The organism is Streptomyces sp. NPDC048361 (assembly GCF_040651795.1).
Lineage (GTDB): Bacteria > Actinomycetota > Actinomycetes > Streptomycetales > Streptomycetaceae > Streptomyces.
Genome location: NZ_JBEZKW010000006.1, coordinates 1 through 24,846, shown reverse-complemented (window position 1 = coordinate 24,846; position 24,846 = coordinate 1). Strand labels below are relative to the sequence as shown.

The following is a 24,846-nucleotide window of genomic DNA, read 5'->3' as shown; positions in this document are numbered from 1 at the left end:
TGCCCCCGCTTCGTGCTGTTCCGCCGGTGTGCTGTGGGTGTGCCGTCGTGTCCGTCGTGGCCGTCGGCCGTCGTGGCCGTCGTGGCTCCGAGAGGACCGTACGGCATCCTATTATCACGGTAAGGTAACTAACCCTACCGTTCTACAGGTAAACCGGTCACCATGGGCCCATCAGTGGACTTCTCCGAGGAGGTACGGCCGTGACCGGCGCATCTGGTTCCACCCCCGACTACGCCGAGGCCGTCGAGGCGGCCCTGGGCAAGCTCGATCTGGAGGCCAAGACCCGGCTCCTCGCCGGGCAGGACATGTGGTCCCTGCCCGCCCTTCCCGAGATCGGGCTGAAATCCCTGGTCATGTCCGACGGGCCGATCGGGGTGCGCGGCGTGCGCTGGACCGCCGACGACCCCTCGATCGCACTGCCCTCGCCGACCGCGCTCGCGGCCACCTGGGACCCGGCGCTCGCCCGCCGGGCCGGCACCGTGCTCGCCCAGGAGGCCCGCCGCAAGGGCGTCCACGTGCTGCTTGCGCCCACGGTCAACCTGCACCGCACCCCGCTCGGCGGCCGGCACTTCGAGTGCTACTCCGAGGACCCCTGCTTGACCGGCGAGATCGCCTGCGGGTACGTCAACGGTGTCCAGGGCGGCGGCGTCGGCACCACCGTCAAGCACTTCGTCGCCAACGACGCCGAGACCGACCGCTTCACCGTCGACAACGTCATCGCCCCGCGCCCGCTGCGCGAGCTCTACCTCGCCCCCTTCGAGACGATCGTCGAAAACGCCCACCCCTGGGGCATCATGTCGGCGTACAACCAGGTCAACGGCGTCACGATGACCGAACACAGCCACCTCCAGAACGAGGTGCTGCGCGGCGAGTGGGGCTTCGACGGGTTCATCGTCTCCGACTGGATGGCCGCCCGCTCCACCGTCGGCTCCATCCTCAGCGGCCTCGACGTCGCGATGCCGGGCCCGGCGACCGTCTACGGCGACGCGCTCGCCGTCGCCGTCCGCAAGGGCGACGTGGACGAGGCGGTCGTCGACGACGCGGTACGCAACGTGCTGCGGCTCGCTGCCCGCGTCGGCATCCTCGACGGCGTCGAGCCGGCCGTCACCCACCTCCCCGCCGCCGTCGACGGCCTGGCGCTGGCCCGCGAGGTCGCGCGCCGCGCCTTCGTCCTCGTACGCAACGAACGCGACGCCCTGCCCCTCGACCCGGCACAGGTGCGCACGGTGGCGCTCACCGGCGCCGCCGCCCGCGACGCCCGGGTGCTCGGCGGCGGCTCCGCCACCGTCTTCCCCGAGCATGTCGTCTCACCGCTCGCCGGCCTCACCGCGGCCCTGCCCGAGGGCGCCCTGACCTACACCGTCGGCGCCGACCCCAGCGATGAACTCGCCCCCGCCGACCAGGGGTTCGAGCTGCGCGCGGTGTGCCGCGACGCCGAAGGGACCATCCTCGGCACGGGCTCACTGCCCACCGGCCAGGTCCAGTGGATCGGCGACGACCTGCCCGCCGGGGTCACCCATGAGTCCCTGCACTCCATCGAGGTCACCGGCACCTTCACCCCGCGCGAGAGCGGCGAGCACACCTTCGGGACCCGGGGCATCGGCGCGTTCACGCTCGCCGTCGACGGCCGCTCCCTGTGGGAGGGCACCCAGGAGCTGAGGGCCGGCGCCGACCCCTTCGAGGCGTTCTTCGGCGCCCCCGCCGAACGCGGCCGCGCCCATCTCACCGCGGGCGAGGCCGTCGAGGTGTCCCTGCTGCACACCGTGCACCGCATGCCCCGCGCCGCGCTCACCGCCGTGATGTTCTCGCTCACCCACCTCGGGCCGCGGCGCGACGCGGACGAGCTGATCACCGAGGCCGTCGAGGCGGCGCGCTCCGCCGATGCCGCCGTGGTGGTGGTCGCCACCACCGACCGCGTCGAGTCCGAGGGGTTCGACCGGCGCGATCTGCGGCTGCCCGGCCGCCAGGACGACCTGGTACGCGCCGTCGCCGCCGTCAATCCGCGCACGGTGGTGATCGTCAACTCCGGCTCGCCGGTGGAGCTTCCGTGGCGCGACACCGTCGCCGCGGTGCTCCTGAGCTGGTTCCCCGGGCAGGAGGGCGGCGCGGCCCTCGCCGACGTGCTGCTCGGCCACGCCGAGCCCGGCGGCCGCCTGCCCACCACATGGCCGGCCCGGCTGGCCGACGCCCCCGTCACCGAGGTCCGCCCGACCGACGGCCAACTCCCTTACGAAGAAGGCCTGTTCATCGGTTACCGGGCGTACGACCGGGACGCGGTGACGCCGGCGTACCCCTTCGGGCATGGGCTCGGCTACACGATCTGGGAGTACGAATCCCTTGAGGTGACCCCCGCGCTGGCCACGGTCCGGGTCCGCAACGCGGGGGCGCGGGCCGGGCGCGAGACCGTGCAGATCTATCTGGCGCCGGTCGCCGACGCGGTGGAGCGTCCGCGGCGCTGGCTCGCCGGGTTCGCCTCCGTGGAGGCCGGTCCTGGCGAGACGGTGGAGGTCGAAATCCCCCTGCGCGGGCGGGCGTTCGAGATCTGGGACGAGTCCGCGGGCTGCTTCCGCTTCGTCCCTGGCCGGTACGAGGTCCGCGCGTGCCACTCCCTGGCGGATGCGCGGCTCAGCGCGACGCTGGAGGTATAGCCCTCCGGGCCGGGCGGGCCGACCTTCCGACCCCGCCCCACCCGAGGACCCCCGGTCGTCCGGCTGCCCCGTGCCGGGCGGCTTGGGCATGGTCGACCTGTCCGGTGCCGGGTGGTATGGGCGAGCTCAGCGGTGCGGCTGCTGGCGCGGTGCCGGGGGGTATGGGTGTGCTGGCCTTTCCTCTCGGGTGCGGGCCGCGGGTGGCCGGTCGCGCAGTTCCCCGCGCCCCTTAGCTGTGCAATGCCGGCCCGCCTGGGCATAGTCAGCCCGTCCGGCGTTTGAGGACGAGCGCCTTCGGGCGCGAACGGGATCTGGGGCGGAGCCCCAGGAGCCGGTGCCTCAGCCCCTTTTCCACCCCCGGAGGGTTTCGGGAAGGGGCGGGGTGGGGCATCCCGGGGTCCGGGGCGAAGCCCCAGAGGCCCGGCCTCCGGGTGCGGACCGTGCTGGGGCACCCGCGCCCACCGCGGCGGAGCCGCGCAAAAGACACAGCCCCGCGCCCCTGGAGGGCACCCGATGCCGAGCCGCCGAGCCCCCCGTTCCGGAGCCGTGTAGGGCACCCCGTGCCGACCGGTCGAGCCCACCGCGGCGGAGCCCGTAGGGCACCACGGGCCGACCCCGCCGAGGGGTCAGCGGGGTGAGGTCACCTTGCGGTAGGCGATGTCCGCCAGGCGCGCCTGGCCATCGCGGCTGGGGTGGAACCAGTCCCACCGGCTGAGCTGCGTTCCGGTGAAGTCGTAGGCGAAGACCGCCCCACCGTCGTACCGGCACGCGCGATCCCGAGCGCACACGTCCGCGAGAACCTGGTTGTACGCCACGACCCGGTCGTACACCGAAGCCCGCCGCGCCGACGCCGTCGCCCCCAGATCGTCCGCGTCGGCCAGCATCGACTGGCAGATGCCGAGCTTCCAGATCTGCTTGCCCAGCGGGCTGCCCCGGCCGGTCGACCAGAGCCGCTTCAGGTCGGGCACGCTCGCCACGTACACCTGCGACTTCGGGGAGGTGGCGCGCAGCGTGCGCAGCGACTCCTCGAACTCCGTACGGAAAACCGCCACCGGGGTCATCGCCGACACATCGTCGCGGCAGGCGTCGTTGGCCCCGGTCATCACCGTGACGAGCCCGGGGTGTTCGGCCGCCGCCCGGCCCATCTGGGCCGGCAGGTCGGCCATGCGCGCGCCGGTCTTCGCGTAGTTCCAGCTGTGGGTGGGCGCCGCGGGCCCCAGCAGACGCACCGCGAGGGAGTCGACGCCGGTGTCGCTGCCGGTCGCCCAGGACACCTCGGGGCAGTCGGCCAGGACCGTACACGCGTCGAAGCCGCGGGTTATCGAGTCGCCGACCGCGGCGAGCGAGGCGGGGCTGCGGTTCCAGGCCGGCGAGGGGCTCGGCGAGGGCTTCTTCGAGGCGGACGGGCTCGCCGATGAGGGGTCGCCCCCCGAGCTGCATCCCGCGGTCAGGACAAGGGCACTCGCGGCGAGCGCGGCAGCCGTGACGCGGGCACGACGACCGAGGCGGCTCTCCGCACCCGCGGCGAGCGCGGCAGCAGCGACGCGGGCACGACGACTGCGGCGACTGTCCGGCATCCAAGGTCCCTCTCCGTGCGGCGGTCGTCGGGTTTCACGGCGTCCTCGCGGGTGAAAGCTTGGTGTCCGAAGACGCTCCGACCGACAGTACGACACCCTTGGCAGGGCTCCGCGCGGTAGCTTTGGCCCGTCCAGCCAGAGGAACCACGCCAGACGGCTCCGGTAAATTACATCACGTCACATACTGTCCCTTTTCTGGAGATTAGCTCCCGATGCTGTTTACTGTTGAACCCAGGGGCAGAATGACGAGTGCTGTCCTGACCGGGAACGGCAGGGGCGCGAGGCCGCTGGGGAAGGCGAACCTCGAACCGCACTGGAGGTCCCGGTGACGACACGTGGAGTTCTCTACGTCCACTCCGCCCCGCGCGCGCTGTGCCCGCACGTCGAGTGGGCCGTGGCCGGCGTCCTGGGGGTGCGCGTCCAGCTCGACTGGATCCGCCAGCCCGCATCGCCCGGCACCTGGAGAGCCGAGTTCTCCTGGCGCGGCGAACCCGGCACGGCCTCCAAACTCGCCTCCGCGCTGCGCGGCTGGCACCTGCTGCGCTTCGAGGTGACGGCCGAGCCCTGCGCCACCGCCGAGGGCGAGCGCTACAGCGCCACGCCCGACCTCGGCATCTTCCACGCCGTGACCGGCATGCACGGCGACATCCTGATCCCGGAGGACCGGCTGCGGGCCGCCCTCGCCCGTTCCGTACAGGGCGAGACCGACCTGGAGGCCGAGATCGCCAAGCTGCTCGGCAAGCCCTGGGACGACGAGTTGGAGCCCTTCCGCTACGCGGGAGAGGGCGCCCCGGTGCGCTGGTTGCACCAGGTCGTCTGACCCACGATCCACGACCCACCCCGCGTACGCGAAAGGGCCCCACCGGAGCGGTGGGGCCCTTTCAGCTGCGTACGCGACCCGGAAGGCCGCAGTCCGCTCAGACCGAGCGGAAGGCGAGTACCACGTTGTGGCCGCCGAAGCCGAACGAGTTGTTGATCGCGGAGATCGACCCCTCGGGCAGCTTGCGGGGCTCGCTGCTGATCAGGGCCGCGTCGACCTCGTCGTCGAGGTCGTCGACGTTGATGGTCGGCGGAGCCGTGCGGTGGTACAGGGCGAGGACCGTGGCGACGGTCTCGATGCCGCCCGCGCCGCCCAGAAGGTGACCGGTCATCGACTTCGTGGCCGAGATCGCCACGTGGTCCAGATCGTCGCCGAGGACCTTGCGCAGCGCCTTGATCTCGGCGATGTCGCCCTGCGGCGTCGAGGTGGCGTGCGCGTTGAGGTGGACCACCTCGGACGGCTTCAGGTCGGTGGAGTCGAGCAGGTTCTGCACCGCGGCGGCGACACCGCGGCCGGTCGGCTCGGGCTGCGCGATGTGGTGGCTGTCGGCGGAGAGGCCCTGGCCCAGTACCTCGCAGTAGACCCGCGCGCCGCGCTTGGCCGCGTGCTCGGCGGACTCCAGGACCACCACGCCGGCGCCCTCGCCCAGGACGAAGCCGTCACGGGCCTTGTCGTAGGGACGGGAGGCCTGCTCGGGGTGGTCGTTGTTCTTGGACATCGCCATCATGTTGGCGAACGCCGCGATGGGCAGCGGGTGGATCGCCGCCTCGGTGCCGCCCGCGACCACGACATCGGCGCGGCCGGTGCGGATCATCTCGACGGCGTACCCGATGGCCTCGGCGCCCGAAGCGCACGCGGACACGGGGGTGTGGACGCCGGCGCGGGCGTTGACCTCAAGACCGACATTGGCCGAGGGGCCGTTCGGCATGAGCATGGGCACGGTGTGCGGGGAGACACGGCGTACGCCCTTCTCCTTCAGCACGTCGTACTGGTCGAGCAGGGTGGTGACACCGCCGATGCCCGACGCGATGACCGTGCCGAGCCGCTCCGGCGCGATGCCCGCCTCGTCGCCCGCGGGGGCGGTGAAACCGGCGTCCGCCCAGGCCTCCTTGGCTGCGATCAGCGCGAACTGCGCCGAGCGGTCCAGCTTGCGGGCGAGCGGGCGCGGCAGCACCTCACCGGGGTCGACCGCGGCCGGGGCCGCGATGCGGACCGGCAGTTCGGCGAAGCGCTCACCCTCCAGGGGGCGGACACCGGAGCGTCCCGCCAGCAGACCTTCCCAGGTCGAGGCGGTGTCGCCACCCAGCGGTGTGGTTGCGCCGATACCGGTGACGACCACAGTGCGATTGGTCGAGCTCACAGGAAATTTCTCCACGTGTGTAAGGGGCGTGAATCAGCGGCGCCACCGCTGGGTGGCGGCCCGAATTCAGGTCCTGAATCAGGCCTGGTGGTTCAGGATGTAGCCGGTGGCGTCGCCAACGGTCTTCAGGTTCTTGACGTCCTCGTCGGGGATCTTGACGTCGAAGCGCTCTTCGGCGGCGACGACGACCTCGACCATGGACAGCGAGTCGACGTCCAGGTCGTCGGTGAAGGACTTGTCCAGCTGGACGTCCTCGACCGGGATACCAGCGATCTCGTTGACGATCTCGGCGAGACCTTCGAGGATCTGTTCCTGCGTGGCGGCCATGTTGGCGCTCCTTCGGTGTTAATGCTGCGAATTACGGGCTTCCGGAAGATCCGGAGTGCCTAGGGGAGGGTAACGACCGTCGCGGCGTACACGAGACCCGCCCCGAAGCCGATGACGAGCGCGGTGTCGCCGCTCTTCGCCTGTCCGGTCGCCAGGAGCCGCTCCATAGCGAGCGGGATCGAGGCGGCCGAGGTGTTGCCGGTGGTTTCCACGTCGCGGGCGACCGTGACGTGATCCGGCAGCTTGAGAGTCTTCACCATCGAGTCGATGATCCGCATGTTGGCCTGGTGCGGAATGAAGACGTCCAGGTCGTCCGGGCTGATTCCGGCCGCGTCCAGCGCCTGCTGGGCGACCTTCGCCATCTCGAACACGGCCCAGCGGAAGACCGCCTGGCCCTCCTGCGTGATCGCGGGGAACTTGCCCGAGCTGTCGTACTCGGTCCACGGCACGGTCTGCTTGATGGTCTCCGACTTGTCGCCCTCGGACCCCCAGATCGTGGGGCCGATGGCCGGCTCGTCGGAGGGGCCCACGACAACCGCGCCCGCGCCGTCACCGAACAGGAACGCCGTCGCACGGTCCTGCAGGTCGGTCAGGTCGCTGAGTCGCTCCACGCCGATGACCAGGACGTACTCGGCGGAACCCTCGACGATCATGCCCTTGGCCAGCGTCAGACCGTACCCGAAGCCCGCGCAGCCGGCCGAGATGTCGAACGCGGCGGCCTTCGCGGTGCCCAGCTTGTCGGCGATCTCCGTCGCCACCGCCGGGGTCTGCTTGAAGTGCGACACGGTGGAGACGATCACACCGCCGATCTGGGAGGCGGAGATCCCGGCGTCGGCGATCGCCTTGCCGGACGCCTCGATCGACATCGCGGCCACGGTCTCCTCGGGGGAGGCCCAGTGCCGCGTGGCGATGCCGGAGCGCGAACGGATCCACTCGTCGGAGGAGTCGATCGTCTCCAGGATCACCTCGTTGGGCACCACCCGCACGGGCCGGTAGCCGCCCACGCCCATGACGCGCGCGTACGGTGCGCCCTTGCTGGGCCGGATCTTCGACATGGCTCTCGCTCCTTAGGCGGATGCGTGCTCGGCGACGAGCGCACGAGCCGCGTCGAGGTCGGCGGGGGTCTTCAGGGCGACGGTCTTGACGCCGGGCATCGCACGCTTGGCAAGGCCGGTCAGGGTGCCGCCCGGGCACAGCTCGATCAGCGCGGTGGCGCCGAGCGCCGTGAACGTCTCCATGCACAGGTCCCAACGCACCGGATTGGAGACCTGGTTGACCAGGCGCGCCACGATGTCCTGGCCGCTCGCCACGGTCTTGCCGTCCGCGTTCGACACGTAGGTGAAGCGCGGGTCGGCGACGTCCAGGGACGAGGCCGCCTCTTCGAGGGACGCCACGGCCGGGCTCATGTGGTGCGTGTGGAACGCGCCGGCGACCTTCAGAGCCACCACGCGGCGCACGCCCTCGGGCTTGTCGGCCTCCAGGGCGGCGAGCTGCTCGGCGGTGCCGGCGGCCACGATCTGGCCCGCGCCGTTCACGTTGGCGGGGGTCAGGCCCAGCTTCTCCAGGTGCGGCAGCACCGTCTCGGGCTCGCCGCCGAGCAGCGCGGCCATGCCGGTCGGCGTGATCGCCGCGGCCTCGGCCATGCCCAGACCCCGCTTGCGCACGAAGCCCAGCGCGGCCTCGTCGGACAGGACGCCCGCGAACGCGGTGGCGGTGATCTCACCGACGCTGTGTCCTGCGACGGCGCCGGGGGAAACCTCACCCAGCGCCGATGCGGCCAGCAGACCGGCGGCGACCAGCAGGGGCTGGGCCACGGCGGTGTCGCGGATCGCGTCGGCGTCGGCCTGCGTGCCGTAGTGCACGAGGTCGAGACCGATGGCGTCCGACCATGCGGCGAGCCGGTCGGCCGCGCCGGGGAGGTCGAGCCAGGGGGTCAGGAAGCCGGGCGTCTGAGCGCCTTGGCCGGGAGCGACGAGTACGAGCACTCTCACACTCTCTCTTGTGGACGGCTCGGTACGCCCGTGGGGACAGGGACGAAGAACCGTCGGGGGAATTGTGGGTGTCCGACAAAAGTCTAGGACTGCGAATCTCCGTCGGCCAAGCGCCCCAGGATCAGCGCGATCCTCAGCGTGAACGCGGAGCGCACATCGGACGGCGACCACCCGGTGACGTCCGTCACACGTCGGAGCCGGTAGCGAACGGTATTGGGGTGGACGAACAACATCCGGGCCGCGCCCTCAAGGCTGCTCGCCTGCTCCAGATAAACGCTCAAGGTTTCCAGGAGCGCGGAGCCGGCTTCCTCCAGCGGTCTGTAGATCTCCTCCACCAGCTGCTCGCGCGCGGCAGGATCGGACGCGATCGCGCGCTCCGGCAGCAGATCGTCCGCGAGAACCGGCCGGGGAGCGTCCTGCCAGGCGGAACACGCCTTCAGACCGGCCGCCGCCGCCTGCGCCGAGCGCGTCGCCGCCAGCAGGTCCGGCACGACGGGCCCGGCCACCACGGGACCCGCCGCGTACGGCCCGATCAGGCCCTTCGCCACCTGGAGCGGATTGTCGCTGCCGCCCGCGATGACGACCAGGCGGTTGCCGAGCACCCCGGTGAGCACCTGGAGCTTGGTGTGCCGGGCGGCCCGCCGGATCGCCTCCACCGTCAGCTCGCTGTCGCCGTCCGGCGCCGTGCCGAGCACCACGCACACGTGCTCCGGCGAGTTCCAGCCGAGCGCCGCGGCCCGGGACACCGCACCTTCGTCGGCCTCACCGGACAGCACCGCGTTGACGACGAGGGATTCGAGCCGGGCGTCCCACGCGCCGCGCGCCTCGGCGGCCTGCGCGTACACCTGGGCCGTCGCGAAGGCGATCTCCCGGGCGTACACGAGCAGCGCCTCGCGCAGGATCGACTCGTCGCCCGGCGCCGCGACCTCGTCGATCGCGGTCTCCATGACCTCGATGGTGGTGCGCACCATCTCCACGGTCTGGCGCAGCGTGATCGCCCGTGTCAGCTCGCGCGGCGCCGTGCCGAAGACGTCGGTCGAGATCGCCTGGGGCGTCTCGGGATGCCGGAACCACTCGGTGAACGCCGCGATCCCGGCCTGGGCGACCAGACCGATCCACGAGCGGTTCTCCGGCGGCATCGCCCGGTACCACGGCAGCGTCGCGTCCATGCGGGCGATCGCGTTCGCCGCGAGCCGGCCGGAGGACTGCTCAAGTCGCTTCAGGGTCGCTGCGTGCGGATGGGCATTCTTCGCGGGGTGTACGGGATCGGGTGCTGGCACGGGGACAAGAGTGCCTTATCGGGAACCCTCTTCGCCGGGCCGGGGTGAGTCCGGGCGACAAACGGGCGGGGCCGGCGCCACCGGGTCTACGGTGGTGGGCGTGATTTCAGTCAGGCGCGGCGGCGAACGCTACCCGGGCGGCGACCCGGATGCCGGCATCGAGTCCTTGCACGCCTTCTCCTTCGGCCGGTTCTACGATCCGGACAACCTCCGCTTCGGGCCCGTCCTCGCCTGCAACGAGGAGCGCCTCGCACCCGGCGCCGGCTTCGACGAGCACCCGCACAGCCACACCGAGATCCTCACCTGGGTGATCGAGGGCGAGCTCACCCACCGCGACTCGGCGGGCCACACCACGCTGGTGCGCCCCGGCGACGTGCAGTGCCTGAGCGCGGCGGGCGGCGTACGGCACGAGGAGCGCAACGAGGGCCCGGACCCACTGGTCTTCCTCCAGATGTGGCTCGCCCCCACGAAGCCGGGCGGCACCCCCGCGTACGACATCGTGCGCGGCATCGCGGACTCCACGCCGTACGCGGTGCGCCCCGCGGGCGCCATGCTCCACGTCCGCCGTCTCGCGCCCGGCGAGCGCACCGCCGTACCGGACGCCCCGGGGGTGTACGTCCATGTCGTACGCGGCAGGGTCCGCCTGGCGCGGGAGGAGCTCGCGCCCGGCGACTCCGCGCGGATCACCGGCGCCGCCGACCTGGAGGTGACGGCGGACGACACCGCCGAAGTACTGCTGTGGGAGCTCGGTTCCGTGTGAGCCGGGCCGGTACGGCGTGGTCCCGCGCGAGCCCGGCCGGTACGGCGTGGAGCCTCAGCCGCCCCGCGGACACCGGCCGGCCCGGCGGCGCGGCTCAGCCGCGGATGTACTCGGTCAGTACCGCGTCCGTGAAGGCGGGCCACACCTCGGCAGCCCAGGGCCCGAACGCGCGGTCGGTCAGCGCCACGCAGGCCAGGCCCGCGTCGGGGTCGACCCACAGGAACGTTCCGGCCTGGCCGAAGTGGCCGAAGGTGCGCGGCGAGGACGAACTGCCCGTCCAGTGCGGGGACTTGGAGCCGCGGATCTCGAAGCCCAGCCCCCAGTCGTTGGGGTTCTGGTGGCCGTATCCCGGCAGGACGCCCTTGAGGCCCGGGTACTGCACCTGCATCGCCTCGGCGACGGTCGCCGGGTGGAGCAGCTGCGGTGCCTGCACCTCGGCCGCGAACCGTACGAGGTCCTCGACGGTGGAGACGCCGTCCTTGGCGGGGGAGCCCTCCACCGTGGTGGAGGCCATGCCGAGCGGCTCGAACACGGCCTGGCGTACGTAGTCGGCGAAGGGGATGCCCGACTGCTTGGCGATGTGGTCGCCGAGGATCTCGAACCCGGCGTTGGAGTACAGCCGCCGGTCGCCGGGAGGCGCCATCACCCGGTGCTCGTCGAAGGCGAGCCCCGAGGTGTGCGCGAGCAGATGGCGCACGGTGGCTCCGGGCGGTCCGGCCGGCTCGTCGAGCTCGATCGCCCCCTCCTCGTACGCGACGAGGGCCGCGTAGGCGGCGAGCGGCTTGGTGACGGAGGCGAGGGGGAACCGGTGGGACACCGGTCCGTGGGTGCCGGCAAGCGTTCCGTCGGCCCGCACCACGGCCGCCGCCGCGGTCGGTACGGGCCAGGTCTCGATGATCCGCAGGCTCTCCATGCGTACGAGCCTAGTGGGCGCGGCGTACGGACCGCGTGGCGGGAGCCCGGCAGCGCCACGACATGAGAACGTCACGGAATGGGCTTGCTTGGAGTGCACTCGAAGGTTCTAGCGTGGAGGCATGACGGTGATCGACAGCACGGCGGTGAAGGTGGCGGCGGGGGTCCGGCAGGACCTCTGCGCGACGGAGCCGCCCCACCCACGCCCCGAGGGCCAGGACCGCTACACGATCAGTGAGGTCGTCGCGTGCACCGGGCTCACCGCGCACACCCTGCGCTGGTACGAGCGGATCGGCCTCATGCCGCACGTGGACCGCTCGCACACCGGCCAGCGCCGGTTCACCAACAAGGATCTCGACTGGCTGGCCTTCGTCGGCAAGCTCCGCCTGACCGGCATGCCGGTCGCCGACATGGTCCGCTACGCCGAACTCGTCCGCGAGGGAGCGGACACCTTCGAGGCGCGCCAAGAGCTCCTGGAGCAGACCCGGCGTGATGTGATCGCGCGCATGGCGGAACTCCAGGACACGCTCGCCGTACTCGACTACAAGATCGACCATTATGCGGATGCCCGCAAGGCGTCGGAAAGGGTCTGAACACCCATGAGCAATACCCCGGTTGAGAAGATCAGCACCGTACGTCTCGGCACCGACGGCCCGCAGATCGGCGTGCAGGGCTTCGGCGCGATGGGCATCAGTGAGTTCTACGGCTCCACCGACGAGGCGGCCGCCCGCGACACCCTGGAGGCGACCGTCGAGACGGGCGTCACCCTCATCGACACCGCCGACATCTATGGTTCCGGCGCCAACGAGGAGTTCCTCGCGCCGTTCCTCGCCGCCCACCGCGACGAGGTGACCCTGGCCACCAAGTTCTCCATCGAGCGCCGCGCCGAAGATCCGCACTACCGCGGCATCAACAACAGCCCCGCCTACATCAAGAAGGCCGTCGAGGCGAGCCTGCGCCGCCTGAACATCGACGTCATCGACCTGTACTACATGCACCGCCGCAACCCCGACGTGCCGCTCGCCGAGTCCGTCGGTGCGATGGCCGAGCTGGTCGCCGAGGGCAAGGTCAAGTACCTGGGCCTGAGCGAGGTCACCGGCGCCGAGCTGCGCGAGGCACACGCGGTGCACCCGATCGCCGCGCTCCAGTCGGAGTGGTCGGTCTTCAGCCGCGACGTGGAGCGCAGCGCGGTGCCGGCCGCCGCCGAACTCGGCGTGACGTTCGTGCCGTACTCGCCGCTCGGCCGCGGCTTCCTCACCGGCGCCTTCGCCGACGCCGGCAAGGACCTGAGCGAGGGCGACTTCCGTAAGTTCCAGCCGCGCTTCACCGGCGACAACGCCGCCACCAACGCGGCCCTGCTCGAACCCCTCCACAAGATCGCGGCGGCCCACGGCGCGACGACCGCGCAGATCGCGCTGGCCTGGGTGCAGCAGCGGGCCCAGGTGCACGGCCTGACCGTCGTGCCGATCCCCGGCACCCGCAAGCGCAGCCGCCTCCTGGAGAACGCCGGCGCGACGCGCCTCACGCTCAGCGCCGAGGAGCTGGTGCTCCTTGAGCCCATCGCGGGCAAGGTCGCGGGCGACCGCTACCCCGACATGTCCTCCACGTCGGCGGCTCGCGAGGGGTAGACCGTACGGCGAGGCCGGGGTTGGCCCGAGCAGTGGGCCGTACGCCGGGGCCGGGGCTCTTGCGAGCCCCAGGGTGAAGACCGCGAAGCCCGCCGCGAGCTGCCCGGCCGCTGCCCGGCGGGCCTTCGTCGCGTTCGTCCAGGTACTACGCGCCTGCCCCGGCCGCCCTCGCCCTGGAGCTCAGCCCTGAAACCCAGCCTGCAGCTCAGCCCTGAAGCCCCGCCTGCAGCTCAGCCCTGAAGCCCCGCCTGCAGCTCAGCCCTGAAGCCCCCTACAGCTCCGCCAGCAGCTCCGCCTTCTTCGCCGTGAACTCGTCGTCGGTCACCAGGCCCGCCCGGTGCAGGTCGCCGAGGTGGCGGATCCGTTCCGCGATGTCCGCGGGGTCGCGCCGGGCCGACGGTACGGAGACCAGCTGGTGCGGGATCGAGGGGCTGCCGCCCCCGCCCCGTACGGCCGCGAGGACCGCCGCGGCGAAGGGCAGCGACTCGTGCACCGGGCCGTAGCCGAGGCCGAAGACGACGGACGCGGGGTCACGGTCGGCGGGCCCGGCGCCTGCGGGCCCGGCGCCTTCGTGCCCCGCGACTCCGGGCCCGGCACCCCCGCCCGGCCGGTCCGTCTCGCGGCGCAGCAGCCGCAGATGCCCGTCGAAGACTTCGGGGGAGCGCCATTCGACGCCGCTGAGCGCGGCGACGGGGAAGGTCTGATCGCCGGCCTTCCACTTCTCCGACGACGCACCCGTCCAGAACCAGCGGAAGCTGACCTGCCGCCCGTCGAAGGCGGCCCTGCCGTCGTACGCCTTGAAGTGGAGCGGAGCCTCGGGGGCCGCGACCAGATGACGGTCGGCGGGTTTCGAGGCGTACGGCGTCAAGGAGGACCGCAGCTCGTCCGCGTAGTACTCGGCGAGCATCTCGCGTTCGGCCGGCAGCACCAGGCGGTAGGGGTCGCAGCCTTCCTTCAGCTGGCCCGCGGCGGCCTCCATCAGCGGATCGGCGCCCGGTCTCGGCACCGCGTGCAGCACCACCGTGCCGCGTTTGCCCGGGGAGAGCGTCACCGCCTCCAACGCTTCGTGGGGGATGCGCCGTTCGCGCAGCGCCTGGAAGAGCTTCGGCGCACGGATCCCCCGTTCGAAGCGGATGAGCACGGAGTCGGTCTCGAACTCCCAGGTGGCATGAATTCCGGCCAGCACATCACCCATGTGCCTCATCGTAGGCGGCGCACGCCCGCGCGTCCCCCCTCGGAGGAAACCCCGTCATCGCGTCGCCCTACGGGCGATCACGCGGTGTCTACGCGTGTCAGTCCGCGATCGTGTCCGTCAGGCCGCCGGCCGGTCGGAGATCCCGTCGGCGCAGGCGGCGTCGGCGGCGCTGCAGCCGACCGTCCGGTATGCACCAACTCCGATCGCGGCGAAGTTAGCGAGGCTCTGCGTACCCGGCTCGAAATAGCCGGTGTGGCCGATCGCTCCGGCGGCCGACAGGACGCGGGAACCGAAGGCGGCCGAGACCGGGTCGGCGCCATGGCCGAGGCCCGCGACGTCCAGGTACGGCACGTCCTGGATCCAGTCGTCCCGGTCGCGCATCGCCCAGACCTGGGCCTTGGTGCCCAGCTGGGCGGCGTTGCGCACCCGCATGCCGGGGCTGCCGGCCACCGTGATGTCGCTGACGCGGGACGGCAGTTCACGGGAGGAGACCCCGCACACCACTGAGCCGTAGCTGTGGCAGAACAGCTCGACCGGCGCGGTGCCGGGCAGCGCGCGCACCATGGCGGAAAGCCGCACCGCACCGTCCTCGGCCAGTCGGCCGATCGCCGCGTCCATGCCGAGACCGGCCGGCGCGGTGTAGTCGGCCCAGGCGATCACGGCGGTCCGGGTGCTGGGGGCGGCGGCGTGCTCGGCCGCGTACAGCGATTCGGCCATGCCGACCGGGGCGGTGTTCTTGCGGCTGGACTTCTCGAAGGTCAGGACGTTGGTGTCGACTCCCGGGATGATCACCGAGACACGCTGGGCGCGGTCCAGATCACCGAAGACCTCGGCGACCCGGCCGGTGTCCGAGGGGTCGAAGGCGAGGATCTGACGGTCGTCGTCGAGCAGCGAGTCGAACCGGTGCATCCGGCGGGACGCGTCCTGGCGGCCGTCGGCGGAGAGCCGTGGATCGACCGTACGTTTCTGCTCGACGGTGCGTGCCTCGGCCAGCGCGGTCCGGTTGGCCCGGTAGCGCAGGGTCACGGGGGCGCCGTTGAGGTTGCCCACGACCAGCGGATAGCGGTCGGCGAGCCGGTCGCGCTCGGCGGCGGTGATCGAGCCGAAGAACTGGGCCAGCTGCTGGGCCGTACCGTCCGCCTTGGGCAGCTTGTGGCCGTCTATGGTGTCGCGCGCCCAGGCGGCGAGGGCCTTGGAGCGGGGCTCGGAGTCACCGGAGTGGCCGCGGATCGCCGTCCAGCCGGAGGTCGCGAGCATGACGAACACGACGGCGAGCGCGAGGAGCGCGCGCCAGGCGTTCAACGTGGGGGAGGAGTCGAAGGAAGTCACTGCTGAACACAGTAAGAGACCCGGAAGGTCCACTGGGCTGACAGTGACTCAGATCACGTTTGAGCGGGGAGTGGTCTCACCAACCGCGCGCGCGGGCGCACGCTCCGTACGATTTCGGCGCGGCGTCGGCCGGGGCTGTGGCCTCGCTGTGACGGCGCTGTGTCGCGGCTCATGCCGGTGAACGGCGCTGTGTCGCGGCTCACGGCGGTGACCGGACGGTGTGATTCAGGCTCGCCAGTCGTCGGCGAGCGCGGGGCCGAGATGGTCCAGATGGGCGGCGGTCAGCTCGCGGATCGCCGTGACGCTGGGGTCCTCGCCCTGCCCCCACAGGCCGCCCGCGACGCGCATCACGCCGGTGAAGGCGGCCACGGCCACCCGGGGCCGCGGGTCGGCGTCGATGTCGAGACCCTCGCGCTCCGCGATCAGCCGTGCGACGCGCTCCTCAAGCTCCGCCGAGCGCCGCAGATGGACCGCGAGCAGCGCCGGAGTCGACTCGATCACCTGGTACGTCCGCATGTACAGGGTGACCGGCACCACGGGGGACAGGCGCTCCTCGATGGTGTCCCATGCCGAGAGCGCCGCCCGGCGCATGGCGGTGAACGGGCCCTCGGCGGGCGGCCGTTCGCGCAGCGCGTCGACGAAGTGGGACTCCACCGTGGACTGCGCCGCGAAGACCACGGCCTCCTTGCTGGCGAAGTAACGGAAGAAGGTGCGCTGCGACACGTCGACGGCGTCCGCGATCTCGTCGACCGTGGTCCGCTCGTACCCGTGGGTGGTGAAGAGCTCCAGAGCCACCCGCAGCAGTGCGTCTCGGGTGCGCTGCTTCTTCAGCTCGCGCAGGCCGCCCGTGGACGCCACCGGCTGCTGCTCCACCGTCACTTCAGGGCCTTCTTTCAGTCAATGTGGCGTGTTCAGTCTAGCTGTGAGCAACGTGACAGTTACCGACTTGTGAAATGGTTTGTCAACTGTCAGTAGCTGACATTAGCCTCGATCGCATGACTAGTCAGACCACCGTCGAAAAGGCGCCACAGGACGAGATACCGGGGCCGGCCAAAGGGCTGCGCGGGCACCCCTGGCTGACGCTCTTCGCCGTGGCCATCGGCGTGATGATGGTCGCGCTCGACGGCACCATCGTGGCGATCGCCAACCCCGCCATCCAGCACAACCTCGGAGCCTCGCTCCAGGACGTCCAATGGATCACCAACGGCTACATGCTCGCCCTGGCCGTCTCGCTGATCACCGCGGGCAAGCTCGGTGACCGGTTCGGCCACCGCCAGACCTTCCTCATCGGTGTCGTCGGCTTCGGCGCCGCGTCCGGCGCCATCGGGCTCTCCCACAGCGTCACCTTCGTCATCGCGTTCCGCGTCCTTCAGGGACTGTTCGGCGCGCTCCTCATGCCGGCCGCGCTCGGCCTGCTGCGCGCCACCTTCCCGGCCGAGAAGCTGAACATGGCGATCGGCATCTGGGGCATGGTCATCGGTGCCTCCACCGCGGGCGGCCCGATCCTCGGCGGCGTGCTCGTCGAGCACGTCAACTGGCAGTCGGTCTTCTTCATCAACGTGCCGGTGGGCCTGATCGCCCTGGTCCTCGGCCTGCTGATCCTGCGCGACCACCGCGCGGAGAACGCGCCGAAGTCCTTCGACGTCGTCGGGATCGTGCTGCTGTCGGTCGCGATGTTCTGCATGATCTGGGCGCTCATCAAGGGCTCGGAGTACGGCTGGGGCAGCGGCAGGACTCTTGGATTCATCGCGGCCGCGGTGATCTGCTTCGTCCTCTTCGCCGTATGGGAGACGAAGGTCAGGGAGCCGCTGATTCCGCTCGGCCTGTTCCGGTCGGTCCCGCTCTCGGCGGGCACGGTCCTGATGATCCTCATGGCGTTCGCCTTCATGGGCGGCCTCTTCTTCGTCACCTTCTACCTGCAGAACGTGCACGGCATGTCGGCCGTCGACAGCGGACTCCACCTGCTGCCGCTCACCGGCATGATGATCGTCGCCTCGCCGATCGCCGGCGCGCTGATCACCAAGCTCGGCCCGCGCATCCCGCTGGTCGGCGGCATGGTCTGCACCGCCGTCGCCATGTTCGGCATGTCCCGGCTGACCATCGACACCGGCACCGCCACCATGTCGATCTGGTTCGCGCTCCTCGGCATGGGCCTCGCGCCGGTGATGGTCGGCGCCACCGAGGTCATCGTCGGCAACGCGCCGCTGGAGCTGTCCGGTGTCGCAGGCGGCCTCCAGCAGGCCGGCATGCAGGTCGGCGGCTCGCTCGGCACGGCGGTACTGGGCGCCGTGATGTCGTCGGTGGTCACCTCCAAGCTCCCGGACAACTGGGCCGCCGCGAAGCTGCCGCCCATGACGCCCGGGCAGACTTCGGAAGCTTCCAAGGCGGTCGAGGTCGGCCTCGGCCCGGTCCAGCCGGGCACGCCGCCGCAGATCGCGGCCAAGATCGCGGGCGTCGCGCACGACACGTTCGTGTCGGGCATGAGCACCGCGTTCACCGTCGCCGGGATCGTGGCGGTGCTCGCCGCGGTGGTCGCCCTGTTCACCAAGCGCGGTGTCAACGCCGAGGCGGGGGCCGGCGCGGCTCACATCTGATCCCGTCAACTCCCGTACGCCGAAGCCCCGCCGGATGCGATCCGGCGGGGCTTTCACCTATTCGGATGGTTGTGCGCACCACCCCCCATCTGCCGGAACCCCACGCGGATGCCGGCCGTTGCCGATTTCAACTGATCCAAAAAATCACGGGGGTTGATGACCATGCGCAGGACCACGACCAAGACCACGGCCAGGACCACGACCGCGTCCCAGGCGGCACCTCGGACCTCGACCACAATGACGACCACCTCGACGTCCAGGACCGCGGCGGCGGCCCTGCTCGCCGCGACCGCCCTCCTGCTGCCGGCCGCCGCCCCGGCTGTCGCCGCTTCCCCACGCATGGGCGACTGCGCGCCGGGGGAGCTCTGCCTGTGGACGAAGGGCGCTTTCAAGGGCCCGAGGCAGGTGTACGACCTGACACGCGTCGACATCGAGAACTGCACCCTGCTGCCCCCGGGCACCGACGTCCAGTCCCTGGCCAACCGCATGGGGCGGCCCGTCACCACGTACCAGTCGGAGGAGTGCGCGGAGACCGCCGAGTTCGACACCTACCCCGGCGGTGGGACCTGGGTCCCACAAGTTCCTTATCGCGTGCGGGCGTTCAAGGTGTGGGAGAGCTGAGACGTGGTACCCGAGTCTCAAGGAGGCCGAGCCGACCAACCTCAGGGAGTGATGATGGCGGGCTTCGGACACAGCAGCCACACGCGCAGGACCCCTCGGTCACGGAACCGCATGAGGCCCCGGACCGGGCAGGACCGCGCGACGTTGGGCATCGTCGGACTGGTCTGCGCGGTCGCGGGATTCTTCGTCTTCGGGATCGTGCTCGGTCCGGTGGCGATCGTCTGCGGCTGGCTGGCCATGGGCCGCCGCTGGAACTCCGGCTCGGTGCCGGCCCTGGTAGCCGTGGTCCTCGGAGCCATCGACACACTGCTGTCCATCATCGCGCTGATAGCGACGGCATCCTTGGGCAACGGCATCTTCTGACCGTGCCGTGAACGACCGAAGGGTGGCAGCCCCCCGCGAGGGACTGCCACCCTTCGGCCATCAGCACCGGCCCCCTGCCAGAGGCGCGGGGAACTGCGCCCAGGAACATTCCCCCGGGCACCCGACGGACGGACCGGCAGAAGCAACGAGGCCCGCCGAGCCACACGACGTGGGCCTGGGCCCGCCTACCGGGGGCGCGGGGAACTGCGCCCCCAGGAACATTCCCCCCGGCACCCGACGGACGGACCGGCGCAAGCAACGAGGCCCGCCGAGCCACACGACGTGGGCCTGGGCCCGCCTACCGGGGGCGCGGGGAACTGCGCGCCCAGCCACACTCACCCGGGCACCCGACGGACGGACCGGCGGAAGCGATGGGGCCCGGGGAGGAACCCCGCCGCACCCACCACCCCGCCGCACCCCGCCCCGCCGCACGCCAGTGCTACGCGTCCCCGCCCGCCGCACCGGGGTCAGCCGATGCCACATCCAGCAACCGGTACCGGTCGACCGCCTGCTTGAGCGCCGACCGGTCGACCTTGCCCTCACGCGCCAGCTCCGTGAGGACGGACAGCACGATCGACTGCGCGTCGATGTGGAAGAAGCGCCGCGCCGCACCCCGCGTGTCCGCGAAGCCGAACCCGTCCGCACCCAGCGACTGGTACGTGCCGGGCACCCAGCGCGCGATCTGGTCGGGAACGGCCCGCATCCAGTCGGAGACGGCCACGAACGGCCCCTGCGCACCCTGGAGCTTGCGCGTCACATACGGGACGCGCTGCTCCTCCTCGGGGTGCAGCAGGTTGTGCTCCTCCACCGCCACGGCCTCGCGCCGCAGCTCGTTCCAGGAGGTCGCCGACCACACGTCGGCCCGTACGTTCCACTCCTCGGCGAGGATCCGCTGCGCCTCGACGGCCCACGGCACGGCCACACCGGACGCCATGATCTGCGCCGGGATCGAACCCGCCGTGCCGGGGGCGAAGCGGTGGATGCCCTTGAGGATGCCGTCCACGTCGACATCGGCCGGCTCAGCGGGGTGCTGGATCGGCTCGTTGTAGACGGTGAGGTAGTAGAAGACATCCTCACTCTCGGGGCCGTACATCCGGCGCAGACCGTCCTTGACGATGTGCGCGATCTCGTACCCGAACGCCGGGTCGTAGGCGACACACGCCGGGTTGGTCGAGGCGAGCAACTGCGAGTGCCCGTCGGCGTGTTGCAGACCCTCACCGGTCAGCGTCGTACGCCCGGCGGTCGCGCCCAGCACGAAGCCGCGCGCCAACTGGTCGGCCATCTGCCAGAACTGGTCGCCGGTGCGCTGGAAACCGAACATCGAGTAGAAGACGTACACCGGGATGAGCGGCTCGCCGTGCGTGGCGTACGCCGAACCCGCGGCGATCAGTGACGCCGTGCAGCCGGCCTCGGAGATGCCGTCGTGCAGCATCTGCCCGGTCGGCGACTCCTTGTAGGCGAGCAGCAGTTCGCGGTCGACCGCCTCGTACTGCTGGCCCAGCGGGTTGTAGATCTTGGCGCTCGGGAAGAACGCGTCCATGCCGAAGGTGCGGTACTCGTCCGGCGCGATCAGCACGAACCGCTTGCCGATCTCCTTGTCCCGCATGAGGTCCTTCAGGATGCGGACGAACGCCATCGTCGTGGCGATCGACTGCTGACCCGAGCCCTTCTTGGCGACGGCGTACGTCTTGTCCTCGGGCAGGGCCAGCGGCTTGGAGCGCACCACGCGGGTCGGCACATAGCCGCCGAGCCCGAGCCGGCGGTCGTGCATGTACTGGATCTCCTCGGACTTGCGTCCGGGGTGGTAGTACGGCGGGGCGCCGGACTCCAGCTCCTGGTCCGTGATCGGGATGTGCAGCCGGTCGCGGAAGCCCTTGAGGTCGTCGACCGTCAGCTTCTTCATCTGGTGGGTCGCGTTGCGGCCCTCGAAGTTCGGGCCGAGCGTCCAGCCCTTGACGGTGTGCGCGAGGATCACGGTCGGCTGGCCCTTGTGGGCCTTGGCCGCCGAGAACGCCGCGAAGATCTTCTTGTGGTCGTGGCCGCCGCGTCCGAGGTGCAGGATCTGCTGGTCGGTCATGTTCTCGACCATGGCGCGCAGCCGCTGGTCGTCGCCGAAGAAGTGATCGCGGATGTAGCCGCCGGTCTCGGTGGCGTACGTCTGGAACTGGCCGTCCGGCGTGGTGTTCATCCGGTTGACGAGGATGCCGTCGCGGTCCTGGGCGAGCAGCGGGTCCCAACTGCGGTCCCAGATCAGCTTGATGACGTTCCATCCGGCGCCGCGGAACTGCGACTCCAGCTCCTGGATGATCTTGCCGTTGCCGCGTACCGGGCCGTCGAGGCGCTGGAGATTGCAGTTGACGACGAAGGTCAGGTTGTCCAGGTTCTCGCGGGCCGCGATGGAGAGCTGGCCGAGCGACTCGGGCTCGTCCATCTCGCCGTCGCCGAGGAACGCCCACACATGCGAGTTGGAGGTGTCGGCGATGCCGCGCGCCTCCATGTAGCGGTTCATCCGGGCCTGGTAGATCGCGCCGAGCGGGCCGAGGCCCATCGAGACGGTCGGGAACTCCCAGAAGTCCGGCATGAGCCGCGGGTGCGGATAGGAGGAAAGCCCGTACGGGGCCTTCGACTTCTCCTGGCGGAAGGCGTCGAGCTGCTGCTCGCTGAGCCGGTCGAGCAGGAAGGCGCGGGCGTAGATGCCGGGCGAGGCGTGGCCCTGGAAGAAGATCTGGTCGCCGCCGTCCTCCTCCTTGCCGCGGAAGAAGTGGTTGAAGCCGACGTCGTACAGCGAGGCGGAGGAGGCGAAGGTGGCGATGTGGCCGCCGACGCCGATGCCGGGGCGCTGGGCCCGGGAGACCATCACGGCCGCGTTCCAGCGGGTCGCGTTGAGGACCTTGCGCTCGATCTCCTCGTTGCCGGGAAAGAACGGCTCGTCCTTGGTGGCGATCGTGTTGACATAGTCCGAGCTGCGCATCTCGGGCACGGCCACGCGCTTCTCGCGTGCCCGCTCGATCAGCCGGAGCATCAGATAGCGGGCCCGTTCCCTGCCGCGTTCGTCGACGGCGGCGTCCAGGGAGTCGAGCCACTCCTGGGTCTCTTCGGGATCGAAGTCCGGGACCTGGCTCGGCAGGCCGCCAATGATGATCGGGTTGCGATCGGATCCGGAAGCCACGCTGTTCCTTCACTGTCGGGGGATGCGGAGACAGCCAATTGTGCGCCGCATCCCATCGTGTACCGCTGGGGCGCAAACGTCATCTCTACCAAGAGGTAACCGCGGGGTAACCGTCACCGGAGCAGGAAGTAGGCTCAGGGCCTGGACGGGTCGGGCCAAATCGCAACCTTACGCTCAACCCGGCCATCAGTTCCCGAAGGGTGTTCGGCCCCGAATGGAGTACCCAGAGGAACGGAACGGTACAAACAGTCACTAATCGTGTGGGATGAATCACCGACGGGGATGCGGATTCCCCTGAACACGGCCACACTGGCCCCCAAAGGGCGGGTTCGGGTGCCGGGTACTTGCGAGATTCGTCCCGCCCGTGTGGACTACGCCCCATGCCACGCGTATGCGCGCGGCTGCAGAACTTACCGAATCAAGATCAGGAGGCAAGCCGTGAGCGCGACCGCGGACCACGCGGAGGAGCGGACCAACCCGGCCATGAGGCTGGGGTTCGAGCCCGGACAGGTGGTCCAGGAGATCGGTTACGACGAAGACGTCGACCAGGATCTCCGCGAGGGCATCGAGTCCATTATTGGCCAGGACCTCGTCGACGAGGAGTATGACGACACAGCCGACGTCGTGGTGCTCTGGTTCCGGGACGAGGACGGCGACCTTACGGACGCCCTGGTGGACGCCATCGGTCTCCTTGAGGACGGTGGCGCGGTGCTGCTGCTGACCCCGAAGACCGGCCGGGACGGCTACGTCGAGCCCAGCGACGTCAACGACGCCGCGCAGACGGCCGGCCTGTCGGCGGCCAAGAGCGTCAGCGTCGGAAAGGACTGGTCGGGCACGCGCCTGAAGTCCCCCAAGCGCTGATCCCTCCTCACGCCCCACAGGGCCCCCTCAGGCATCCGCCTGAGGGGGCCCTGTGCATGGCGGGGTGCGTAGGGTGGGTGTCACCAGATCGGCCCAGTGAAGGGAAGGCGTTTCCATGGCTATCGAGGTCGGCACCAAGGCCCCGGAGTTCGAGCTCAAGGACAACCACGGCAGGACCGTGAAGCTCAGCGATTTCCGCGGCGAGAAGAACGTGGTGCTGCTCTTCTACCCGTTCGCCTTCACCGGCGTCTGCACGGGCGAGCTGTGCGAACTGCGCGACAACCTGCCGAAGTTCGTCAACGACGACACCCAGCTGCTCGCCGTCTCCAACGACTCCATCCACACCCTGCGCGTCTTCGCCGAGCAGGAAGGCCTGGAGTACCCGCTGGTCTCCGACTTCTGGCCGCACGGCGAGGTGAGCCGCGCGTACGGCGTCTTCGACGAGGACAAGGGCTGCGCCGTGCGCGGCACTTTCATCATCGACAAGGAGGGTGTGGTCCGCTGGACCGTGGTGAACGGTCTTCCGGACGCCCGCGACCTCGACGAGTACCTCAAGGCGCTCGACACCATCTGAGACGCGGCACCCCCGGCCCGGGCGCACGGCCGACACCCGGTCGGCGTTCGGCCGAATCGTCTGTTTGACCCGGGAACCGGTCACTAGGATCCATTCGTTGATCCGATGCCAACGCACGACGGGGACGCTGACCAAGCTTGCCCCTCACACCATTGGGAGGACTCGTGGGAGTCAGCCTCAGCAAGGGCGGCAACGTCTCGCTGACCAAGGCCGCCCCCAACCTGACCGCGGTCATCGTCGGTCTGGGATGGGACGCACGCACCACCACCGGGGGTGACTTCGACCTGGACGCCAGCGCCCTGCTGACCAACGACCAGGGCAAGGTCACCAACGATTCGAACTTCGTGTTCTTCAACAACCTCAAGAGCCCCGACGGCTCGGTCGAGCACACCGGTGACAACCTCACCGGTGAGGGCGAGGGCGACGACGAGGTCATCAAGGTGAACCTGGCCGGGGTCCCGGCCGACGTCGCCAAGATCGTCTTCCCGGTCTCGATCTACGAGGCCGAGTCCCGCCAGCAGTCCTTCGGCCAGGTCCGCAACGCCTACATCCGCGTCGTGAACCAGGCCGACAACTCCGAGCTGGCCCGCTACGACCTGAGCGAGGACGCCTCGACGGAGACCGCGATGGTCTTCGGCGAGCTGTACCGCAACGGCGCGGAGTGGAAGTTCCGCGCCATCGGCCAGGGCTACGCCTCGGGTCTGCGCGGCATCGCGCAGGACTTCGGCGTCAACGTCTGAGCCGACCGCTCTTCCGTCCGGCGCCGCACCCTCTGTGGTGCGGAGCTCGACCTGTACCCGGAAGATCACATGTCAATCACCCGACAGGGTGGAAGAG

The 24,846-nt window shown here is 70.5% G+C and carries 22 protein-coding genes; 11 read left to right on the top strand and 11 right to left on the bottom strand.

The window, feature by feature from the left end; all coding sequences use genetic code 11:
- Positions 1–200 precede the first annotated feature (200 nt).
- On the top strand, positions 201–2,648 hold the full coding sequence (locus AB0D31_RS05130) for a glycoside hydrolase family 3 C-terminal domain-containing protein (RefSeq protein WP_362717165.1): 2,448 nt from the start codon (positions 201–203) through the stop codon (positions 2,646–2,648).
- A 626-nt stretch (positions 2,649–3,274) separates the two neighbouring features.
- Here AB0D31_RS05130 and AB0D31_RS05125 read toward each other — a convergent pair.
- Positions 3,275–4,225 (bottom strand): SGNH/GDSL hydrolase family protein, encoded by a 951-nt coding sequence (locus tag AB0D31_RS05125; RefSeq protein WP_362717162.1) that lies wholly within the window; start codon positions 4,223–4,225, stop codon positions 3,275–3,277.
- 325 nt (positions 4,226–4,550) lie between these two features.
- Between AB0D31_RS05125 and AB0D31_RS05120 the strand changes: the two genes are divergently transcribed.
- Positions 4,551–5,045: a DUF3145 domain-containing protein gene (locus AB0D31_RS05120; protein WP_267053406.1), complete on the top strand. Its 495-nt coding sequence runs from the start codon at positions 4,551–4,553 to the stop codon at positions 5,043–5,045.
- Between the two features lie 97 nt (positions 5,046–5,142).
- On the opposite strand, the gene fabF is transcribed toward AB0D31_RS05120, so the two are convergent.
- From fabF to AB0D31_RS05095, 5 genes are all read right to left on the bottom strand, one after another.
- Positions 5,143–6,405: a beta-ketoacyl-ACP synthase II gene (gene fabF, locus AB0D31_RS05115; protein WP_362717158.1), complete on the bottom strand. Its 1,263-nt coding sequence runs from the start codon at positions 6,403–6,405 to the stop codon at positions 5,143–5,145.
- A gap of 78 nt (positions 6,406–6,483) precedes the next feature.
- Positions 6,484–6,732, bottom strand: a complete 249-nt coding sequence (locus tag AB0D31_RS05110; protein WP_362717155.1) for an acyl carrier protein — start codon at positions 6,730–6,732, stop codon at positions 6,484–6,486.
- 59 nt (positions 6,733–6,791) lie between these two features.
- On the bottom strand, positions 6,792–7,787 hold the full coding sequence (locus AB0D31_RS05105; protein WP_362717152.1) for a ketoacyl-ACP synthase III: 996 nt from the start codon (positions 7,785–7,787) through the stop codon (positions 6,792–6,794).
- A gap of 12 nt (positions 7,788–7,799) precedes the next feature.
- Positions 7,800–8,717, bottom strand: coding sequence for an ACP S-malonyltransferase (locus AB0D31_RS05100; RefSeq protein WP_362717149.1), 918 nt, complete (start codon positions 8,715–8,717; stop codon positions 7,800–7,802).
- A gap of 89 nt (positions 8,718–8,806) precedes the next feature.
- Positions 8,807–10,003 carry a helix-turn-helix domain-containing protein gene (locus AB0D31_RS05095; RefSeq protein WP_328313026.1) on the bottom strand — a complete coding sequence of 399 codons (1,197 nt, stop codon included), beginning with the start codon at positions 10,001–10,003 and terminating at the stop codon, positions 8,807–8,809.
- A gap of 100 nt (positions 10,004–10,103) precedes the next feature.
- On the opposite strand from AB0D31_RS05095, the gene AB0D31_RS05090 reads away from it, so the two are divergent.
- The gene (locus tag AB0D31_RS05090; RefSeq protein ID WP_362717146.1) at positions 10,104–10,763 is read left to right on the top strand and encodes a pirin family protein; all 660 of its coding nucleotides are present in this window, start codon (positions 10,104–10,106) and stop codon (positions 10,761–10,763) included.
- A gap of 94 nt (positions 10,764–10,857) precedes the next feature.
- Here the strand turns inward: AB0D31_RS05090 and AB0D31_RS05085 are convergent, their stop codons facing one another.
- Positions 10,858–11,676, bottom strand: coding sequence for a serine hydrolase domain-containing protein (locus tag AB0D31_RS05085; protein ID WP_362717143.1), 819 nt, complete (start codon positions 11,674–11,676; stop codon positions 10,858–10,860).
- 121 nt (positions 11,677–11,797) lie between these two features.
- On the opposite strand from AB0D31_RS05085, the gene AB0D31_RS05080 reads away from it, so the two are divergent.
- Positions 11,798–12,268, top strand: coding sequence for a MerR family transcriptional regulator (locus tag AB0D31_RS05080; protein WP_362717140.1), 471 nt, complete (start codon positions 11,798–11,800; stop codon positions 12,266–12,268).
- A 6-nt stretch (positions 12,269–12,274) separates the two neighbouring features.
- Complete coding sequence (locus AB0D31_RS05075; RefSeq protein WP_362717137.1) at positions 12,275–13,303, top strand: aldo/keto reductase; 1,029 nt, start codon at positions 12,275–12,277, stop codon at positions 13,301–13,303.
- Between the two features lie 271 nt (positions 13,304–13,574).
- On the opposite strand, the gene AB0D31_RS05070 is transcribed toward AB0D31_RS05075, so the two are convergent.
- From AB0D31_RS05070 to AB0D31_RS05060, 3 genes are all read right to left on the bottom strand, one after another.
- Positions 13,575–14,498 (bottom strand): DUF4429 domain-containing protein, encoded by a 924-nt coding sequence (locus tag AB0D31_RS05070; RefSeq protein ID WP_362717134.1) that lies wholly within the window; start codon positions 14,496–14,498, stop codon positions 13,575–13,577.
- A 117-nt stretch (positions 14,499–14,615) separates the two neighbouring features.
- Positions 14,616–15,827: an alpha/beta hydrolase gene (locus tag AB0D31_RS05065; protein ID WP_362717131.1), complete on the bottom strand. Its 1,212-nt coding sequence runs from the start codon at positions 15,825–15,827 to the stop codon at positions 14,616–14,618.
- A 225-nt stretch (positions 15,828–16,052) separates the two neighbouring features.
- Positions 16,053–16,706: a TetR family transcriptional regulator gene (locus AB0D31_RS05060; protein ID WP_362717128.1), complete on the bottom strand. Its 654-nt coding sequence runs from the start codon at positions 16,704–16,706 to the stop codon at positions 16,053–16,055.
- A 116-nt stretch (positions 16,707–16,822) separates the two neighbouring features.
- On the opposite strand from AB0D31_RS05060, the gene AB0D31_RS05055 reads away from it, so the two are divergent.
- The 3 genes from AB0D31_RS05055 (at position 16,823) to AB0D31_RS05045 (ending at position 19,405) form a co-directional block, all read left to right on the top strand.
- Positions 16,823–18,421, top strand: coding sequence for an MFS transporter (locus AB0D31_RS05055; protein ID WP_362717126.1), 1,599 nt, complete (start codon positions 16,823–16,825; stop codon positions 18,419–18,421).
- Between the two features lie 237 nt (positions 18,422–18,658).
- Positions 18,659–19,042 (top strand): peptidase inhibitor family I36 protein, encoded by a 384-nt coding sequence (locus AB0D31_RS05050; protein WP_362717451.1) that lies wholly within the window; start codon positions 18,659–18,661, stop codon positions 19,040–19,042.
- A gap of 51 nt (positions 19,043–19,093) precedes the next feature.
- The gene (locus AB0D31_RS05045) at positions 19,094–19,405 is read left to right on the top strand and encodes a DUF4190 domain-containing protein (RefSeq protein WP_362717123.1); all 312 of its coding nucleotides are present in this window, start codon (positions 19,094–19,096) and stop codon (positions 19,403–19,405) included.
- A 439-nt stretch (positions 19,406–19,844) separates the two neighbouring features.
- Here AB0D31_RS05045 and aceE read toward each other — a convergent pair whose 3' ends face one another.
- Positions 19,845–22,574, bottom strand: coding sequence for a pyruvate dehydrogenase (acetyl-transferring), homodimeric type (gene aceE / locus AB0D31_RS05040; protein WP_362717121.1), 2,730 nt, complete (start codon positions 22,572–22,574; stop codon positions 19,845–19,847).
- 438 nt (positions 22,575–23,012) lie between these two features.
- Between aceE and AB0D31_RS05035 the strand changes: the two genes are divergently transcribed.
- The 3 genes from AB0D31_RS05035 to AB0D31_RS05025 all read left to right on the top strand — a co-directional run bounded on the left by AB0D31_RS05035 (position 23,013) and on the right by AB0D31_RS05025 (position 24,749).
- Positions 23,013–23,435 carry a DUF3052 domain-containing protein gene (locus AB0D31_RS05035; RefSeq protein WP_267053425.1) on the top strand — a complete coding sequence of 141 codons (423 nt, stop codon included), beginning with the start codon at positions 23,013–23,015 and terminating at the stop codon, positions 23,433–23,435.
- A 115-nt stretch (positions 23,436–23,550) separates the two neighbouring features.
- Complete coding sequence (locus AB0D31_RS05030) at positions 23,551–24,009, top strand: peroxiredoxin (RefSeq protein ID WP_362717118.1); 459 nt, start codon at positions 23,551–23,553, stop codon at positions 24,007–24,009.
- 164 nt (positions 24,010–24,173) lie between these two features.
- A complete protein-coding gene (locus AB0D31_RS05025; RefSeq protein WP_267053427.1) occupies positions 24,174–24,749 on the top strand; it encodes a TerD family protein in 576 nt (191 codons plus the stop codon).
- Positions 24,750–24,846: the final 97 nt, after the last annotated feature.

Bases quoted from the DNA above. Each gene is read 5' to 3' on its own strand.
- AB0D31_RS05110 (WP_362717155.1), bottom strand. From the start codon at position 6,732: ATGGCCGCCACGCAGGAACAGATCCTCGAAGGTCTCGCCGAGATCGTC.
- AB0D31_RS05050 (WP_362717451.1), top strand. From the start codon at position 18,659: ATGACGACCACCTCGACGTCCAGGACCGCGGCGGCGGCCCTGCTCGCC.
- AB0D31_RS05085 (WP_362717143.1), bottom strand. From the start codon at position 11,676: ATGGAGAGCCTGCGGATCATCGAGACCTGGCCCGTACCGACCGCGGCG.
- AB0D31_RS05075 (WP_362717137.1), top strand. From the start codon at position 12,275: ATGAGCAATACCCCGGTTGAGAAGATCAGCACCGTACGTCTCGGCACC.
- AB0D31_RS05030 (WP_362717118.1), top strand. From the start codon at position 23,551: ATGGCTATCGAGGTCGGCACCAAGGCCCCGGAGTTCGAGCTCAAGGAC.
- AB0D31_RS05125 (WP_362717162.1), bottom strand. From the start codon at position 4,225: ATGCCGGACAGTCGCCGCAGTCGTCGTGCCCGCGTCGCTGCTGCCGCG.
- AB0D31_RS05070 (WP_362717134.1), bottom strand. From the start codon at position 14,498: ATGGGTGATGTGCTGGCCGGAATTCATGCCACCTGGGAGTTCGAGACC.
- AB0D31_RS05080 (WP_362717140.1), top strand. From the start codon at position 11,798: ATGACGGTGATCGACAGCACGGCGGTGAAGGTGGCGGCGGGGGTCCGG.
- AB0D31_RS05045 (WP_362717123.1), top strand. From the start codon at position 19,094: ATGATGGCGGGCTTCGGACACAGCAGCCACACGCGCAGGACCCCTCGG.
- AB0D31_RS05105 (WP_362717152.1), bottom strand. From the start codon at position 7,787: ATGTCGAAGATCCGGCCCAGCAAGGGCGCACCGTACGCGCGCGTCATG.
- AB0D31_RS05055 (WP_362717126.1), top strand. From the start codon at position 16,823: ATGACTAGTCAGACCACCGTCGAAAAGGCGCCACAGGACGAGATACCG.